This is a genomic window from Exiguobacterium sp. s125 (assembly GCF_018618605.1).
Classification (GTDB): domain Bacteria; phylum Bacillota; class Bacilli; order Exiguobacteriales; family Exiguobacteriaceae; genus Exiguobacterium_A; species Exiguobacterium_A oxidotolerans.
On the sequence record NZ_JACSMI010000004.1, the window covers coordinates 55,921 to 73,327 of the forward strand.

The following is a 17,407-nucleotide window of genomic DNA, read 5'->3' on the forward strand; positions in this document are numbered from 1 at the left end:
CTGTTTTAAATTTCAGGAGACAGGTTTATCTGCCGAAAGATGGTGTTTCGAAACGTTTTGAGGGAACATCAAGTCAAATTATTTGGATGGGATGACCAATACTTGTCCGATTGAAATCAAGCTGACATTCGTAATCTTATTCGCTGCTGCGAGCGAGCTGACTGTCACATTGTACTTACGGGCAATCGCATAAAGCGTATCTCCACTTTTGACGGTATAAGAAGTCGTTGTTGGGGGAGGTGTTGTTGACGTACCGGGAATTTTCAACACTTGACCAACAGAAATCAAATTGAGGTTAGTGATGTTGTTTGCTGAAGCGAGTGCACTGACGGAAACGTCGTACTTCCGAGCGATAGAATAGAGTGTATCCCCGCTTTTGACGGTATAAGAAGTCGTTGAGGTTGGGGGAGGTGTCGTCGACGTACCAGGAATCGTCAAGATTTGTCCGACAGAAATCAGGTTAAAGTTGGTGATGTTATTTGCTTTAGCTAAAGCGCTGACAGAAATGTTATAGAGGTTTGCGATTTTATAGAGCGTATCGCCAGACTTGACGGTATACGTTTTACTACCTGAAGTCGGGAGTTGCAGTAATTCAGAAACCGTAACGAACGTATACCCTTTAGCTTTCAGTTGCGTAATCATTGAAGGAAGGGCGGTTGGGGTTCCGGATGCACCGGCACCCGTATGCATTAAGACAATCGATCCCGGAACGATGTTCGGAATGACGCGGTTCAAGATTGCGGTAGAACTGATTCCTTTCCAGTCCGTCGTATCGATGTTCCATTGAATCGTTTTCGTGTAACCTGCATTACCGACGGCTGCTAAAACAGCACTGTTGCTTGCACCAAATGGAGCCCGGAAAATTGGTTTTGTTGTCTGTCCCGTTAATGAGTTAAGCAGACTTTCCGTCCGTGTCAATTCACTTGTCATCTGACTTGCAGACAAAGTCGTAAAATCGGGGTGACTGTAGGAGTGATTTCCAATTTGATGCGTCGGTGTTGCATTCGCGATATTTTTGATCGACTGTGGGTGATTCGCGGCACCGGCACCGGTCAGGAAGAAGGTTGCTTTGACATTGTTACTTTTTAAGATACTGAGAATTTTACCGATGTTTGTACCATCCGCCCCGTCATCGAACGTCAATGCCACCACTTTGTTCGTTGTCGAACCTTTCGTGATGAATGTTGAGCTAGCTGCTTCGACTGGTAGCTGATAACTGGATAATGGAATGAACATCAGTAACAAGACAACAAGTAACCGAAGCCATTTTTTTCGCATTATGATTTCCTCCTTTTCAGTCCGCTGACACTTCCGCAAACGCTTTACTTATCATTACCCTTTTTTAACAAAAAAACAGAACAATTCCCGTTTATTTCGAGATTTAAACAAAAAAACGAAAAATATTGTTTGAATTCAAAAAAAATAGGGAAAACATAATATATGGAAATAGTAAAAGGAGTGAAATATGGATGATCGAATTTAAAAATGTCGGGAAGCAATTTAAGGACAATGTTGTCTTAAAAGGCTTAACGCTAGAAATCAAAGCGGGTGAACTCGTTGTATTCATCGGTCCGAGTGGCTGTGGAAAAACAACATCGCTCAAGATGATCAACCGTTTGATTGAGCCCTCTTCAGGAACGATTTTAGTGAATGGGAAGGACATCATGAAGACGGATACGATTGAACTGAGACGCCATATGGGCTACGTCATTCAACAAACCGGTCTATTCCCACACATGACCGTTCGTGAAAATATTCAATTGATTGCCGGTCTTGAAGGAAAAGATCACGATCAAATGGATCAACGGACAGAAGAACTTCTCCAAATGGTCGGCCTCGACCCGAAACAATTCATTGACCGTTACCCAAGCGAACTCAGTGGTGGACAACAACAACGTGTCGGTTTTGCCCGTGCATTGATGAATGATCCAGATGTTATTTTAATGGACGAACCGTTTAGTGCGCTCGACCCCGTTACCCGCAACGACCTCCAAGAAGAATTATTTAATCTCCAAGAAGAAGTAAAGAAAACTATCGTATTCGTCACCCATGATATGGATGAAGCGATCAAGCTAGCCGATCGGATATGTATCATGCGTGATGGGGAAATTGTTCAATTTGATACACCCGAAGAAATTTTACGACATCCAAAAGATGAATATGTTGAATCATTCATTGGAAAAAATAAAATTTGGAGTAGTCCGGCGTTCATTAAAGCAGAAGATATCATGATTGAAGATCCCGTCTCAATCAGTGGTAAGCGGACGTTGCTGCAAGGGATAGAAATCATGCGTGGACGAAAAGTGGATAGCCTGCTGATTACAGATCGTGATCGTACATTACAGGGAATCGTTAAATTGAAAAACATCCAAACGGTTTCAGATAAGAGTCAACGAATTGAAGAAATCATGGAAGGTGAACTTGTTGCCGTCGATGAACAGGATTCACTGCTTGATGTATTAGAAGTAATGAACCATGAAGAAACAGGTTATTTACCTGTAACGAACAAAGCCGGTCAATTACGCGGCTTGATTACACGAAGTAGCTTGCTTTCCGTCTTGAGTGAGCAGTTCATTCAGGAGGAGGAAGTGCAATGAGTGGATTTTTTGACTATGTAAAAAATAACACTGATCAAATCTGGAACTTATTACTTGAACACTTACAGCTGACCGTATTTGCGGTCGTCATCGCAGTTATCTTAGGGATTCCGCTCGGTATTTTAATTACGCGTTATCAACGGTTCGCTAAACCAGTCCTCGCCTTGACGAGTGTCGTTCAGGCGGTTCCGAGTCTCGCGTTACTTGGTTTCTTGATTCCGTTCATCGGGATTGGCTCGACACCGGCGATTATCATGGTCGTCTTGTATTCATTACTCCCGATTGTCAAAAATACGTACACAGGTTTATCAAGCATTCCGGGAGATATGTTGGAAGCTGCAAAAGGGATTGGACTGACCGAACGACAAGTTTTAGGAAAGGTTCAAATTCCGCTTGCCTTACCGATCATGATGGCCGGAATTCGGATTTCTGCCGTGACAGCGGTTGGATTGATGACGATTTCTGCGTTCATCGGTGCCGGTGGACTTGGTTATCTTGTCTTCTCCGGTATTCAAACCGTTGATAACAATCAGATTTTAGCCGGTGCGATTCCAGCAGGTATTTTAGCGCTTGCGATTGACTTCATCGTCAGCCGGATTGAATATTCGGTCGCACCAAACGGAATTAAGCTGGCAGACGGACGGGTCAAAAATCGGACACGTAAACGTCGCAAAGCGATGTCGGCCGGTAAGAAAATCGCAATTGCGAGTATCGTCGTTTTATTAATTGGTGGAACGGTTGCGTATTCGTTCTTGAAGCCGGATAAAATCGTCATCGGTTCAAAGAACTTTACGGAACAATTGATTTTAGGGAACATGTTGGCTGATTTAATCGAAGATAAGACCGATTTAGAAGTCGAACGTCAATTAAACCTCGGTGGTACAAAAGTTGCCTATGGTGCGCTTGAGACTGGAGAAATTGACGCGTATGTAGACTATACGGGGACGCTTCTGATCGATGTACTCAAACAAGAAGTAGAAACGGATCCAGAAGTCGTGTATGAAAAAGTTAAAAAAATGATTCCAGCGAAAAGTCAGGTCGATGTCCTCGATCCGATTGGTTTCAATAACACGTACGCATTAGCGATGACAAAAGAAGACATCGAAAAATATGATTTGAAAACAGTCTCTGATATGGCTGCTGTCAGTAATCGTCTGATTCTTGGTTCAACAATTGAGTTCGCGAATCGTGAAGACGGATACCTTGGCTTGAAAGAGAAATATCCGGACATGAAATTCAAAGATGTCCAGCCTGTTGATGGTGGGCTTCGTTATACGGCATTGACGAATGGAAAAACGAACGTCATCGATAGTTTTTCGACAGATGGATTGTTGAAGAAATTTGATTTGACGGTCCTTGAGGATGATAAAGAATTCTTCCCACCGTATTACGCGGTCCCAATCGTTCGTCAAGAAACGTTGGATGAACATCCAGAATTAAAAGAAGTTCTCAATATGTTAAAAGATAAAATCACGGATGAGAAGATGCAAGAATTGAACTTTAAGGCTGACGTCGAAAAAGAACGACCAGAAGATGTCGCACGTGAGTTCTTGATTGAAGAAGGTATGATTAAAAAATAATAAAAAGAGAGCCGAGGCGGGAATCCGCTTCGGCTCTTTATATGCGCGCTGACGCGCTATATCGTTTTGGAAAATAAGATCATTATTTTTTGATTCGACTAGCGAGCCAAGCGCGAACGGTGTTTTGCTGAATCATACACGTTCTTCCTCTCTTGGTTGAGTTGTTCCTGAACTCAAAGATTTTTGCTCGGCATCATTAACAATACGCTGTTGGACTTCAATCGTCAACCAATCTGCTTCGTGTTCAGGTAATGTAGGAAGACCATAACTTGGATTGCTCGTCGACAAAAATAAATCAGACATCAATCGCTCTGCGAATAATGGAATCATCTCATATCCCCCTCAATCTCGATTCATGTGCTACACCTTTAGTGTACGCGCAACATGTAAACGAACGAGAGGGGAAATGTTAAAAACAGGTGAATATTGTAAGTGTTTTCACAAGGCTGTCATATCTTCAGATAAAGGTACACAATCAGCAGCGTACTGTTGTCCGCGCTTGATATATTTTTTGACAGTCCGCTCCATGATGAACCGGTCGTGATCATTGATTTCGCGAATGACTTTTGCAGGGACGCCCATGACGAGCGAATTCGGAGGGACGACCATTTTAGGTGGAACGAGGCTACCGGCAGCGACGAACGAACCGGTTCCGATTTCTGCTTCGTCTAAAATTGTGGCTGACATGCCGATTAATGCGCCTTTTCGAATGATGCCTCCGTGAATCATGGCCATATGTCCAATCGTGACATCATCTTCGATAATCGTTGAGTATTCCTCATATTGATGAATCATCGAACCATCTTGAATGTTAACCCGCTCCCCGATTGAGATGAGCCCTTCATCCCCGCGGATGACGGTGTTGAACCAGACACTTGAATCTTTCCCGATCTCGACTTCACCGATGACTTTTGCACCGTCTGCGATATATACGCTTGGATCGACCTTTGGAATTAAGTTTCCGACGCGATACTTCATGATTGCTTGTCCTCACTTTCGATTAAGAATTACCTCTTTTATCTTGAACTCCCGAAAAATAAATTGCAACTGCTTACAATCTAATTGTAAGATGGTAAAAATACCGGTCATTATAGGAGGATATAGGATGGATACTACAGTTCGAGCACGACTTATCGCGATTGCTGCGAAAAAACAGAAAGCGGCAATTGTCTATCAAGGCATTCAGGTCATTGATGTGATGACACGTGAGACCTATCAAGCGGATGTCGCAATCGATTCAGGCTACATCGCCGCCGTTGGGGACGGCTATGAAGGTGAAGAGAACATTGATGGAACGGATAAATATATCGCACCGAGTTTCATCGATGGACACGTCCATATCGAATCTTCGATGGTGACACCGAGTGAATATGAACAGGCCATCTTACCGCTCGGAGTGACGACGGTAATCGCCGATCCACACGAAATTGCTAACGTCAAGGGAGCGGACGGTCTACAGTTCATGTTAGATGACGCGGAACAGCTTCGTCTTGATGTACGGATGATGTTACCGAGCTGTGTTCCGGCGACGTCGTTCGAACACGCAGGGGCGTCGTTAAAGGCAGCCGACTTAGTACCGTTCGTCAATCATCCGGGTGTCCATGGCTTGGGAGAAGTAATGGATTACCCGGCAGTCGAACGTGCCGATGCGGACATGCTACAGAAAATCGAGCAGATTGAAGCAGCAGGAAAGCTCGTTGATGGTCATGCAGCAGGTCTTGGTGCACGTGAAGTCAATATCTACGGGGTTGCCGGCATCCGGACGGATCATGAAGCGGTTACGAAAGAAGAAGCGCTCATACGTGCACGCAGAGGTTTGTATGTCGAAGTCCGTGAAGGATCGGCAGCCCGGAATTTAAAAGAAGTACTTGATGCCGTAACGGAAAGCAATGCGAGTCGCTTCTTATTCTGTACAGACGATAAACATTTGGATGATACATTACGTGAGGGAACGATCGACTACAACGTGCGCTATGCGATCGAGCATGGGATTAAACGGGAAACGGCATATGCGATGGCATCACTCCATGCAGCAAATGCCTATGCATTACAAGATCGCGGGGCAATCGTCCCAGGACGCCGGGCGGATTACGTTCTTTTGACGGATCCTGATCGTGTAGTGATTCGTGAAGTGTTCGTAAAAGGCGAACCGGTCGCTCGGGATGGTAAAACAATCATTACGTCTCCAAAAGTAACGGTCCCACCTAATTTGCGCGGTGAATTAAAAACGAAAGAAATCACGGACACAGTGTTTGAACTGCCACTCGCGCACCCGAAAGCAAATGTTATCGGAGTTATTCCGAAAAGCATTGTTACGAACCATCTCGTGTTGGATGTGCCCGTCGTCGATGGAATGTTTGTGCAGGATACAGCGCAAGATTTATTAAAGATTGCTGTCATCGAACGCCATAACGGAACAGACTTCTCAGCAGTTGGCATTGTCCAAGGATTCGGTATGAAACGTGGAGCGATTGCCGCGACGGTCGCCCATGATTCACATAACCTCGTCATCGTCGGTACTTCAGATGCGGAGATGAAGCTTGCAGCAGAGCGTCTCGTTAAAGCGGGGGGAGGCGTCATCGCGGTCAAAGGTGAGGACGTCTTGGCAGAACTGCCACTTGAGATCGCCGGTTTGATGACGAGTCGTCCGTTCGAGGAAGTCGGAGCTACGTTAGAAAAGTTAAACGATGCACTGGATGTACTAGAAGCGGATCGTTCATTCAATCCGTATTTGACGATGTCGTTCCTTTGCTTACCCGTCATTCCGAACTTGAAATTGACGGACAGCGGACTGTTTGACGTCAAAACCTTCCAACATATTAAGACGCAGGCCCCAAAATAAAGAAACACGAATTAAAAAAGGTGAACACTCACTACGACTAGTGTTCACCTGCTTTATTGATTTCCTTCCCGCCTCAAATCCCATCATTCCTTTACATTTGTTATTGAAACTTAATATTTTCCAAGTTGAATCATTATCTGATCCTTGTTATAGTTGTTTTTATATCATCTGTGAAAAACATCACTTTTAGTGAAACTTTTTAACCCTTGATTCGTAAAATATAAAAGAAAAAAGAAAGGAAGGATCGTATGGATAAATCGTATTTTGAAGGACATCAAGAACTGATTGCTTGCGTCTATCGCTCGTTTATCGACCAATTTCATGAGTTGCCGGAGCGGCGTCGAACAAAACGTCAACTGCGAAACCTTGCGTTTTCTGTCATCCGTCAAGCAGGTCCGACCTATCAAGAGCGAACGGTGTTGTATGAATTTTTCGCCGAGTTTTTCAGAGCAGTAGAAGAGGGACAACATGAAAAAATTAAATTCTATAAACAAATCGCACAGTAAAGACCCCAGACGGCTCCGGCAGAAGGGGTCTTTGTTGTTTTACAAAATAAAAAAATCCAAAAACCCACCGGAATGGATTTTTGGATTTCATATGTTACTTACTTAACTTCCATCCATTTAAAGCTCATGTCAGCACCAAATGGGTGGCGGTATAATTTGTCGATATTAGCCCGTTGCAAGTAAGCTTCACCTTTTTGATAGATTGGAGCAATTGCATAATCTTCTGCGAGAAGCATTTTTTCAGCTTCTTGAAGATCAGACCAACGTTTTGCTTCATCTGTTTCTTTTTTCGCATCTTTAACAAGTTGATCAAACTCTTTATTCGAGTAGTTCATCCGGTTAAAGCTTCCGTCCGTTAACCACATGTCGAGGAACGTCATTGGATCCTGGTAGTCAGGGCCCCAGCCGGCAGCGGAGATGTCATAGTCACCTTTTGACTCAAGATCAAGGAAGTTTTTGAACGGTTGTTGCTTGATTTTGACCGTCAAGCCAGGCAAGTTCTTCTCGAGATCACCTTTTAAGAATTCAGATACCTTTTTGAAGGCATCCTCATCTCGTGAAAGCATATCGAGTTCAACTGTTTTAACACCTAACTCTTTTAGACCGGCCTCCCAGGCTTTTTTCGCCTCTGCAGCGTCAAAGCTTTGAAGGTCTGGGTATTTCGCACGGAAGTCTTCGCCGTCCGGTGTGAACGTGAAATCTTTTGCGACGATGAAGTTCGCAGGTTCTGATCCATCGTTCAGGATGACATCTGTGATGCCTTGCTTCTCGAAACCAAGTGCAAGGGCTTTACGGATGTTCTCATTTTGAAGTGCTTTATTTTTCTGGTTGAAGCGTAAGAAATTGATCCGTGCGTCTGGACGTGTTTTGTAGTCTTCTGACTGTTCGTATTGTGAAACGAATTCAGAAGTGATCGGTGCGAAATCAACTTCTTTTGACTCGAATAAGTTGACGCCGGTCGAGATTTCTTTTACGACCTTCACATTGATTTTATCCATTTTGACGTTTGCTTTGTCCCAGTAATCTGGATTCTTTTTGTATGTCCATCCGGCGTTCGATTGCCAATCTGACAAGATAAAAGGTCCATTGAAGTTCATCGATTCAACATTCATCGCGAATTTGTCGCCTTTTTCTTCGACGAATGATTGCTTAAGTGGTAAGTACGTAGGGAAACTCGTCAAACCAAGGAAATACGGTGCAGGTGCTTCGAGCTGAACTTCGAGTGTTTGTTCGTCGATTTTTTTGACGCCGAGTTCGTCGAGTTCTGCTTCACCCGCCATGATTTTATTGGCATTTTTCAAATCCTGTAAGATGTACGCATATTCAGCGCCTGTTTTCGGATCAAGTGCACGTTTCCATGAGTAAATGAAATCATCCGCTGTGACCGATGAACCATCCGACCATTTTGCGTCTTTGCGTAGTTTGAAGGTATATGTTTGTTTATCATCGGATACTTCAACACTTTCAGCCATCCCAGGCGTTGGTTTATTTTCACCATCCAGACGATAAAGGCCTTCGAATACGTTGTTTGTCACGATGATTGATGTCGAGTCCGTCGTTTTCGTTGGATCGAGTTGTGGGACATCCGTTGTAGAGATAAATGTCACTTCTTGTTTTTTGTTACCATCTGATGACGAGCTACCGTTCGATTCATTATCCTGACCACAAGCTGCTACTGCGAGTAGCGCCATGCTCGATAAGCCAGCAAAGGCGATTTTAGTCTGTTTCTTCATGTGAAAAATGACCCCCCGATTAATTTAAAATAATTTCAGAAAAGTTTGAACATAATGTAAATTTAAGTGAAAATGGATGAAAATGCAACATAAATTTTCTGATAATTCTCACTGATCAAGGTCTATTTGCCCAATTCCGAGCGATTTCAAGTAGTCATAAAGTATGAAAATCGTGACACGGTGAGGCGAGTACATCCGCAATGTCAATTGCTGTGGCGTGCCGCGTAAACGAATATTCGTAATCCGGACCCCTTGTTGTTCGAGCGCTTTTTTAACCGTTTCTGCATCGAGTGTTTCCGGTAAAGTCAAATGAGCGACGATGACGTTTGCTTCAAACCGGCTGTTGTTGAATCGTTTCATGATCCAGGTGATACTTTCGAGCGAAACGAATAGAAAAAGTACGAGAAAGCTTGACTCAATAATGAATCCTGCACCGACGGCAATCCCGATGCCGCTCGCTGCCCAGATAATTGCTGCTGTCGTCAAACCACTGACGATATCATGTGGACGTCGGAGGATGACGCCGGCTCCGATGAATCCAATTCCGGCGACGATTTGGGCGACGATTCGCATCGGATCCATCTGGACATGAGAAGCAATGTTTTCATAAAAAATAACGGAGTTGATTGAAACGATGGTTAACAGGCAACTGATCAGGGTAATTACGAGGCTAGTACGTATACCAACTGGCTTGTTTTTGACTTCACGTTCGAATCCGATAATGATTCCAAATGTTGCGGCAATCATTAATTTATATAAGTCCTCTAGTTGGAACGAATGCACCCATGCCATCATCATCAAATCCTTTCTTTACATTGAAGTGGGTTTTGTTATAATGAACTTTGTGTCTTCGAATGAATATACGTTTAATATGAATAGATATACAGATTTGGAGGAAGTGTTTACATCATGAATCAACAAAAGATTGGTTTTTTTGCATTAGCAGCAATGGTCATCGGTTCGATGGTTGGAGGGGGAGCCTTTAACCTGCCAGGAGCGATGGCTCAAAAAGCAAGTGCTGGTCCGATTTTAATCGGTTGGAGCATTACAGGGCTCGGTATGATTATGTTGGCATTAGTTTTTCAGCACTTGGCGAATAGTAAGCCGGAGCTTGAAGGTGGTATTTATGCGTATGCACGAGAAGGCTTCGGTCGTTTCGTTGGTTTCAATAGCGCTTGGGGGTACTGGGTATCCGCCTGGATCGGTACCGTTGCGAATATCACGTTAGTCTTTAATGCACTCAGTTATTTCTTCCCGATTTTTTCAGCGGAAAATCGACTATTTTTATTGATGATGAGTGTCGTCGTCGTGTGGGGACTGTTTTGGATTGTCTCGAGTGGGATTAAAGAAGCAACACTCGTTAACTTGATTACGACAATCGCTAAGCTTGTCCCCATCCTAATCTTCATTCTGCTCGTTGGGATTGCGTTTAATGTACGCACGTTCAATCTTAATTTTTGGGGAGAGGGAACGGAGCTTGGATCGATTTTTGAACAAGTGAAGGGAACGATGCTTGTCACGCTTTGGGCATTCGTCGGGATTGAGGGAGCCGTCGTCTTATCGTCACGTGCGAACAAGCGGAGTGATGTCGGTAAGGCGACCGTGACAGGTCTCGTCGGCGTACTCGTCATTTACATCTTGATTTCAGTGTTATCACTCGGTGTCCTGACGCAAGAGCAACTAGCCGGATTAAATGAACCGACAATGGCGTATGTTTTGGAAGCCGCAATCGGACCGGTCGGTGCAACCATCATCATGATTGGATTAATTATCTCGTTGTCTGGTGCTTTGCTCGGTTGGACGATTTTAGCTTCAGAGATTTCCTATCTTGTCGCAAAAGATGGAGCTTTTCCAAAAGTGTTCGCGAAGACGAACCGGAACGGAGCACCCGTCGGCGCATTGCTTATCACACAAATTGCGACACAACTCGTTGCGGCGGTTGCTTTGTTCTCGGCCCAAACGTATCTTGTTTTATCGAGTATTGCCGGGATCTGTGCACTTTTACCGTACTTGTTGTCGGCGATCTATAGCGTTCGTTTCTCTAAGGCGGAACGCAATACGAAGATGTTGATTTTCTCTATTATTGCTTCCTTCTATTCGATTTGGCTCGTGTATGCGTCGGGTATTTGGTACATCGTCATTGCAGCATTGGTTTATGCTCCGGGTATCATTGCCTACTCGTTAGCAGAACGTGAGCAAAAACGTAGTGGTATGTCACGTTACGAGATGATCGCGAGCGGTGTGCTCGTAATTTTAGCGGGGATCGCCATTTATGGTATGATCGCTGGTCAAATCCAGTTGTAATCGTAAAAAAGGGCTGACTATTGAGTCAGCCCTTCCGACTGTAGACAACGTGCTATCGGGAGATCAAGCATCTTTTTTCGTTGCTTTCCTCGGGCGAGGCGCAAGCCGTTGCTCCTTGGATCCTAGCGGACAACGAGCAGGGTCTTGCCTGCCTCTGAACGTGCGTCAAAAACGCATTTTTCCCCATAGGAGTCAACGAAATGTGACGCTTTTTAGATAACACCGTGACGGAAAGCCGGGCATGGAGACGGTTTAGAGCGCGAAAGATTGCCGCTTTGAAGACGAGGCGAGACAGGGAAGCGCGAACGGATTGCATCTCGATACCGCATGTTTAGGCTTCTTAATAATTTGTCTACACGCTGAAGGGTTGACTTTTGAGTCAGCCCTTTTTGTATTGTTAAACAAGCGATATCAGCTAGTTGAGGAATTAAATCGTTTGTCGACCTCGTCGGCGGATAAAGGTTTTGCGAAGATGAATCCTTGCATCTGTTGACATGATGTTGTTTTTAGATACGCTTCAGCGCTGGAAGTTTCGACTCCTTCCGCAACTAAATTAAGGTTCAAATTCCGACCTAGTTGAATAATGGAATCTAATAATCCTACATTTCCAACGTCAATCCCATCAATAAAAGTTTTATCGATTTTGAGTTCATCGATTGGAAAAGCACTTAAATATTGAAGTGAAGAATAACCTGTTCCGAAATCATCGATGGACAGGCGGAAACCGAGTGACTTGATCAATTGCATCCGTTCGAGTGTTCGCTGCGTTTGTAGGATAGCGATGTTTTCTGTCATCTCAAGCGTCACTGAGCGAGGCGAGATTATTTTATTTGAAATCAAGTGTTGGAGCGTCCGGATAAAGGAATCGCTTTGGAACTGATGGGGGGAAATGTTGATGGCCATCGTCAGCTTAAGATCAATCGTCTGTTGCCACTTGGCTAGTTGTTCGCACGCCTCGAGTACGACCCAGTTATTGATGGGTGTGATGAGTGCTGCTTCTTCGGCAAGCGGAATGAACTCAGCCGGCGGAATACTTCCGAGTGCTGTATGATTCCAACGCAGCAATGCCTCGAAGCCATTCACACGTCTCGTTTTCAAGTTGATGATTGGCTGATAAGCGAGTGAGAACGCGCCATCTTCCAAAGCTGTAAATAAAGAACGTTCAAGCTGTACTTTTCGTGTAAATTGTTGATCCATTTCATGTGTTAAATATTGAATCGTTCCTGTTCCGACAGCTTTTCCTGAGTATAGTGCCATTTCTGATCGCCGGAATAAATCTTCGAGTGAACTGGCCTCTGACGGATAGAGCGTGATTCCGAACGTACAGGAGATGATTAATGAATGACCATTAATGTAGTAAGGGCGTTGAATGACTTGTTGGAGCTTACGGACGAGTTGGAACAACATATTTCTGTCGGAAGCGGGAATGAGTAGACCGAATAAATCACTCATTGGATGAAAGGTTAAGGTACCTTCTGTCTGCTGTGAGAGACGAATGGCTAATGCTTGTAAAAGTTGATCACCGATGTGCGTTCCGAACGAATCATTGATGACTTTGAAACGATCGATATCAAATAAGATTAAAGCGAGCGGCTGAGTGGGTGAAGCGTGATCGAACATTGTTGCACCTTCTCTTAAAAATCCACGTCGATTGAGCAAGTGTGTCATTTCGTTATGGTGGACTAGAAAATCAAGTTCCTCTTCAAGACGCGTTGTTTCGGTCACATCAGTCCCGATAAATAGGTGTTGGAACCGGACACCGGCCGCATCATAAATCGGAATAAGTGTCGCTTGGAGAAACTTTTTTTCGGACGATGACGTTTCAATCGGTACTTTTCCGGACCAGGCTTTTTTTTGTTTAATTTGCGAGCGGATGGTCATCAATACGTCGTTTTCGGCTGCACTGAGCAACTGCGTCCAAGGGCGCTTGATTAGCTGATTCGGACAAAAACCTGTGAAATCGACCATGTTGGCGTTCGCATAAGCGATAGTGCCCCGTGCATCCAAAACGAGGACACAGGCGATTTGATCAAACGCATAGCGTAAGTCCATCAATCCTTGAAAGAGCGGTTTCGTACCAGATTGTTGAGCGGTTGAAGGAAGACTACAAAAAGAAGCACCTGTGACGTATTCATCGCTATCGTCAAACAGTGGCGTGATCAACATTGTCGAGGTCATGCTTGTACCTGTTTTGTGTAAAAAATACGTGTTCGGAAGTTGAATGGCCTGACGACGTTCTAAAAATGATTTCCAAATCTGTTCACTAAAAGCAACGTCTTCCGGATTTAATAACGGGAGTGTTCGACCTAACACTTCATCTGCAGACCATCCCCAATAGTCTTCAGCCGAAGGGTTCCAGATACGAACGGTTAAATCCAGATTTAAGATGAAGGCAGGTAAGGGGAACTTACTCATGACGACTTCATAGGAATCAATGGTCGAACGGTCCATTACATGCACACACTCCTTGTTACGCAAATTGATAGTTCATTTGTCTTGTCTATTCCCAATATATTCAATCAACATGCAGATAAACCCTCTTGGATGTTTAATTTTTGTATGAAGATTATTTTGAGGAATCTGTTATAATCGATTTGAAAGCGTTTTCTAAAGAGTCAAAGGGGGACTATTTATGAATCAAACAGAAAAAATCATTCAACAGACAGAGCAGTTCGGGGCACATAACTATCATCCACTTCCAATCGTCATTTCAGAAGCGGAAGGCGTCTTCGTCAAAGATCCGGAAGGACGTCAGTATATGGATATGCTCAGTGCTTACTCAGCCGTCAATCAAGGGCATCGTCATCCTAAAATCATCGAAGCTTTAAAACGCCAGGCTGATAAGATTACGTTGACGTCACGTGCGTTCCATAATGATCAGTTAGGTTTCTTCTATGAAAAAGTAGCGAAGTTGACGAATAAAGATATGGTTCTACCAATGAACACCGGTGCAGAAGCCGTCGAAACAGCAGTGAAAGCTGCACGACGTTGGGCGTATGAAGTAAAACGGGTTCCGGGCGACGCTGAGATTATCGTGTGCGAAGGAAACTTCCACGGGCGGACGATGACTGCTGTTTCCATGTCGACGGAAGCAGAATACCAACGTGGTTTTGGACCACTGTTACCTGGAATCAAAACGATTCCCTATGGTGACCTGGAAGCCTTAAAAGGTGCAATCACTGAAAATACGGCAGCTTTCATCGTTGAGCCGATTCAAGGGGAAGCGGGAATCTTGATTCCGTACGAAGGGTTCTTAAAAGACGCCCAAGCTGTCTGTAAAGAGCAGAACGTCCTGCTCGTGGCTGACGAAATCCAATCAGGTCTCGGACGTTCAGGCAAGTGGTTTGCTTCGGATTGGGACGAAGTGACGCCAGACATGTATATTCTCGGAAAAGCATTAGGGGGCGGAGTCTTCCCGATTTCATGTGTCGCGGCAAATCGGGACGTACTGAATGTCTTTAATCCAGGCTCGCATGGCTCAACGTTTGGTGGAAATCCATTAGCATGTGCCGTTTCAGTTGCTTCGCTTGAAGTACTTGAAGATGAGAAGTTACCTGAGCGGTCGCTCGAACTCGGAACGTATTTCATGGAGAAACTAAAACAAATTAAAAATCCAATCATTAAAGAAGTCCGCGGACGCGGTCTTTTCATCGGGGTTGAGTTGACAGAAGCGGCTCGTCCATATTGTGAAGCATTAAAAGAAAAAGGTTTGCTCTGTAAAGAAACGCATGAGACGGTCATTCGTTTTGCACCGCCACTCGTCATCACGAAAGAAGAGCTCGACTGGGCCTTTGAACGAATCGAACAAGTATTAGGCGCTTCAGTAACGCAATAATGGAGGGATCAAGACTTCCCAGTCGATAATGACGGGAAGTCTTTTTCTTTTTTATGTTTGATTCTTTTAGAGGTGGGAAAATACTATTATTCGCATAAAAAATAGGGGGTAATGAATATGTCAGATAACAGTGGTTTGAATAAAAAGCTCGATGGTGCAGTCGATAAAGCAGCAGGTAAAGCAAAAGAGGCACTTGGTAAAGCAACAGGGGATAAATCAACAGAACGTGATGGGAAGAAAGATCAACTAAAAGGCGGCGCGAAAAAGACAGTCGGAAATGTCCAGCAAGATCTTGAGGATACGAATCGTCATTAATGCATGGCTGAAAGTACCCGAACGTTCGGGTACTTTTTTTATGAATAAATTTGTATAAAGGTCTAGTCATTTAGATGTTTATATGAAATAATAACAGTTGTAAAAGCGTTTTCATTGTTCTATCACAAATCATTATTTACTTAAGAAAGGATGAAGTGTATGTTGCAATTTCTTCAACGGATTGGTAAAGCCTTAATGTTACCAATCGCCGTATTACCAGCCGCAGGGATTGTCTTACGACTCGGATCGGCAGACATGCTGGATATCCCATTGATGGTTGCAGCGGGAGGGGCAATTTTTGATAACCTGCCGCTCATCTTCGCTATTGGTGTCGCAATCGGACTTTCGATTGATGCCAGCGGGGCAGCCGGATTAGCTGGGGCAGTTGGTTATCTCGTTTTAAAAAATGGTGTTGATTCAATGAACAAAGATTATTCCAACGCCCAAATTCAAGCGAAGTATGATGCGATAGCGGCCATTGTCAATGACTCTTCGACGAAAGCTGACGGTGCGACCTTGAGTGCGATTGCGAATCAGGCGAGTCTCGGTTCGATGGTCAATATGGCTGTATTTGGCGGAATCATTGCCGGAATTACAGCTGGGTTGCTTTACAATCGTTTTTATAACATTAAACTTCCAGATTGGTTAGCATTCTTTGGTGGGAGACGGTTCGTTCCGATCATCACCTCTGCTGTCATGCTCGTTTTAGCTTTTATCTTTGGTTACTTATGGCCGTTCATCGAAGATGGGATCAATGGTGCAGGAGAATGGATGGTCAGCCTCGGAGCAGGCGGTGCCGCACTGTTTGGATTCTTCAACCGTCTCTTGATTCCTGTCGGTCTTCATCATGTCTTAAACAATATTTTTTGGTTCGTCTTCGGGTCGTATGAAAAAGCAGACGGGACGATCGTCAATGGAGACATTGCCCGTTTCTTTGCCGGAGATCCGACAGCGGGTATCTATCAGGCTGGTTTCTTCCCGATTATGATGTTTGCGCTACCGGCAGCTGCTGCTGCAATGGTGATGGCAGCACGAAAAGAAAATCGAAAAGCTGTTGCCGGAGCGATGATCGGTTTAGGATTGACTTCTTTCCTAACGGGGATTACAGAGCCGATTGAATTTTCATTCATGTTCCTTTCACCCGTCTTGTATGTCATGCATGCTGTTTTGACAGGTCTTTCGATGGCCGTCGTCAATTTAATCGGAGTATTGCATGGTTTCTCATTCTCGGCCGGTTTTATCGACTATGCCTTGAATTTTGGAATCGCTACAAAACCGTTGTTGCTGATTCCGGTTGGTCTCGCGTTCGCGGTCATCTATTACTTCCTGTTCTACTTCATGATTACGAAGTTTGATTTAAAAACACCAGGTCGTGAAGATGAATCGCTCGTAACAGACACGGGTATCGTAACAGGTGTTTCAGATGATAAGTATGAGCAACAAGCAGCAAAAATCTTTGCAGGTCTACAAGGTACGGAAAATGTGACGGCGATTGATAATTGTGCAACACGTTTACGTTTACAAGTCAAAGATACAAGTGTAATTGATGAAGCAGCGATTAAAGCCGCTGGTGCAAAAGGTGTCATGAAGATGGGGGCGACAAACGTCCAAATCATCATCGGGACAGATGTTGAATTCGTCGCGGATGCCATGAAACGTCAAAAATAAGTAAACAAAAGACCATCGCTCATGAGC

At 44.2% G+C, this 17,407-nt stretch carries 14 protein-coding genes; 8 read left to right on the plus strand and 6 right to left on the minus strand.

Annotated features, from left to right (window positions below):
- Positions 1-78: 78 nt before the first annotated feature.
- Positions 79-1,278 carry a LysM peptidoglycan-binding domain-containing protein gene (locus tag KNQ05_RS11205; protein ID WP_214805405.1) on the minus strand — a complete coding sequence of 400 codons (1,200 nt, stop codon included), beginning with the start codon at positions 1,276-1,278 and terminating at the stop codon, positions 79-81.
- Positions 1,279-1,469: 191 nt separating this feature from the next.
- Between KNQ05_RS11205 and KNQ05_RS11210 the strand changes: the two genes are divergently transcribed.
- On the plus strand, positions 1,470-2,597 hold the full coding sequence (locus tag KNQ05_RS11210) for an ABC transporter ATP-binding protein (RefSeq protein WP_088836311.1): 1,128 nt from the start codon (positions 1,470-1,472) through the stop codon (positions 2,595-2,597).
- Positions 2,594-4,177 carry an ABC transporter permease/substrate-binding protein gene (locus KNQ05_RS11215; RefSeq protein ID WP_088836312.1) on the plus strand — a complete coding sequence of 528 codons (1,584 nt, stop codon included), beginning with the start codon at positions 2,594-2,596 and terminating at the stop codon, positions 4,175-4,177. The genes KNQ05_RS11210 and KNQ05_RS11215 overlap by 4 nt, the downstream gene beginning before the upstream one ends.
- Positions 4,178-4,309: 132 nt before the next feature.
- Here the strand turns inward: KNQ05_RS11215 and KNQ05_RS11220 are convergent, their stop codons facing one another.
- Positions 4,310-4,507 (minus strand): hypothetical protein, encoded by a 198-nt coding sequence (locus tag KNQ05_RS11220; protein WP_088836313.1) that lies wholly within the window; start codon positions 4,505-4,507, stop codon positions 4,310-4,312.
- A 108-nt stretch (positions 4,508-4,615) separates the two neighbouring features.
- On the minus strand, positions 4,616-5,155 hold the full coding sequence (locus KNQ05_RS11225; protein ID WP_088836314.1) for a gamma carbonic anhydrase family protein: 540 nt from the start codon (positions 5,153-5,155) through the stop codon (positions 4,616-4,618).
- Positions 5,156-5,282: 127 nt separating this feature from the next.
- Between KNQ05_RS11225 and ade the strand changes: the two genes are divergently transcribed.
- Entirely contained in the window at positions 5,283-7,019 is a 1,737-nt protein-coding gene (gene ade, locus KNQ05_RS11230; protein ID WP_214805407.1) for an adenine deaminase, read from the plus strand.
- A gap of 248 nt (positions 7,020-7,267) precedes the next feature.
- Entirely contained in the window at positions 7,268-7,525 is a 258-nt protein-coding gene (locus KNQ05_RS11235; protein ID WP_214805409.1) for a hypothetical protein, read from the plus strand.
- A gap of 98 nt (positions 7,526-7,623) precedes the next feature.
- Here KNQ05_RS11235 and KNQ05_RS11240 read toward each other — a convergent pair whose 3' ends face one another.
- Both KNQ05_RS11240 and KNQ05_RS11245 read right to left on the minus strand, forming a co-directional pair.
- Positions 7,624-9,258, minus strand: a complete 1,635-nt coding sequence (locus KNQ05_RS11240) for a peptide ABC transporter substrate-binding protein (RefSeq protein ID WP_214805411.1) — start codon at positions 9,256-9,258, stop codon at positions 7,624-7,626.
- Between the two features lie 108 nt (positions 9,259-9,366).
- Positions 9,367-10,050 (minus strand): MgtC/SapB family protein, encoded by a 684-nt coding sequence (locus KNQ05_RS11245; RefSeq protein WP_088838422.1) that lies wholly within the window; start codon positions 10,048-10,050, stop codon positions 9,367-9,369.
- A gap of 114 nt (positions 10,051-10,164) precedes the next feature.
- Between KNQ05_RS11245 and KNQ05_RS11250 the strand changes: the two genes are divergently transcribed.
- Positions 10,165-11,562 carry a basic amino acid/polyamine antiporter gene (locus KNQ05_RS11250; RefSeq protein ID WP_204251430.1) on the plus strand — a complete coding sequence of 466 codons (1,398 nt, stop codon included), beginning with the start codon at positions 10,165-10,167 and terminating at the stop codon, positions 11,560-11,562.
- 411 nt (positions 11,563-11,973) lie between these two features.
- On the opposite strand, the gene KNQ05_RS11255 is transcribed toward KNQ05_RS11250, so the two are convergent.
- Positions 11,974-14,013 (minus strand): sensor domain-containing protein, encoded by a 2,040-nt coding sequence (locus KNQ05_RS11255; RefSeq protein WP_214805413.1) that lies wholly within the window; start codon positions 14,011-14,013, stop codon positions 11,974-11,976.
- Positions 14,014-14,194: 181 nt separating this feature from the next.
- On the opposite strand from KNQ05_RS11255, the gene KNQ05_RS11260 reads away from it, so the two are divergent.
- The 3 genes from KNQ05_RS11260 to nagE all read left to right on the plus strand — a co-directional run bounded on the left by KNQ05_RS11260 (position 14,195) and on the right by nagE (position 17,380).
- Entirely contained in the window at positions 14,195-15,397 is a 1,203-nt protein-coding gene (locus KNQ05_RS11260) for an ornithine--oxo-acid transaminase (RefSeq protein WP_214805415.1), read from the plus strand.
- A 117-nt stretch (positions 15,398-15,514) separates the two neighbouring features.
- Positions 15,515-15,712 carry a CsbD family protein gene (locus KNQ05_RS11265; RefSeq protein WP_088836321.1) on the plus strand — a complete coding sequence of 66 codons (198 nt, stop codon included), beginning with the start codon at positions 15,515-15,517 and terminating at the stop codon, positions 15,710-15,712.
- A gap of 159 nt (positions 15,713-15,871) precedes the next feature.
- Complete coding sequence (nagE, locus tag KNQ05_RS11270; RefSeq protein WP_088836322.1) at positions 15,872-17,380, plus strand: N-acetylglucosamine-specific PTS transporter subunit IIBC; 1,509 nt, start codon at positions 15,872-15,874, stop codon at positions 17,378-17,380.
- Positions 17,381-17,407: the final 27 nt, after the last annotated feature.

Excerpts from the sequence above, each read along its gene's own strand:
- KNQ05_RS11205 (WP_214805405.1), bottom strand. The coding sequence starts at position 1,278 with ATGCGAAAAAAATGGCTTCGGTTACTTGTTGTCTTGTTACTGATGTTC.
- KNQ05_RS11210 (WP_088836311.1), top strand. The coding sequence starts at position 1,470 with ATGATCGAATTTAAAAATGTCGGGAAGCAATTTAAGGACAATGTTGTC.
- KNQ05_RS11215 (WP_088836312.1), top strand. The coding sequence starts at position 2,594 with ATGAGTGGATTTTTTGACTATGTAAAAAATAACACTGATCAAATCTGG.
- KNQ05_RS11220 (WP_088836313.1), bottom strand. The coding sequence starts at position 4,507 with ATGATTCCATTATTCGCAGAGCGATTGATGTCTGATTTATTTTTGTCG.
- KNQ05_RS11225 (WP_088836314.1), bottom strand. The coding sequence starts at position 5,155 with ATGAAGTATCGCGTCGGAAACTTAATTCCAAAGGTCGATCCAAGCGTA.
- ade (WP_214805407.1), top strand. The coding sequence starts at position 5,283 with ATGGATACTACAGTTCGAGCACGACTTATCGCGATTGCTGCGAAAAAA.
- KNQ05_RS11235 (WP_214805409.1), top strand. The coding sequence starts at position 7,268 with ATGGATAAATCGTATTTTGAAGGACATCAAGAACTGATTGCTTGCGTC.
- KNQ05_RS11240 (WP_214805411.1), bottom strand. The coding sequence starts at position 9,258 with ATGAAGAAACAGACTAAAATCGCCTTTGCTGGCTTATCGAGCATGGCG.
- KNQ05_RS11245 (WP_088838422.1), bottom strand. The coding sequence starts at position 10,050 with ATGGCATGGGTGCATTCGTTCCAACTAGAGGACTTATATAAATTAATG.
- KNQ05_RS11255 (WP_214805413.1), bottom strand. The coding sequence starts at position 14,013 with ATGGACCGTTCGACCATTGATTCCTATGAAGTCGTCATGAGTAAGTTC.
- KNQ05_RS11260 (WP_214805415.1), top strand. The coding sequence starts at position 14,195 with ATGAATCAAACAGAAAAAATCATTCAACAGACAGAGCAGTTCGGGGCA.
- KNQ05_RS11265 (WP_088836321.1), top strand. The coding sequence starts at position 15,515 with ATGTCAGATAACAGTGGTTTGAATAAAAAGCTCGATGGTGCAGTCGAT.
- nagE (WP_088836322.1), top strand. The coding sequence starts at position 15,872 with ATGTTGCAATTTCTTCAACGGATTGGTAAAGCCTTAATGTTACCAATC.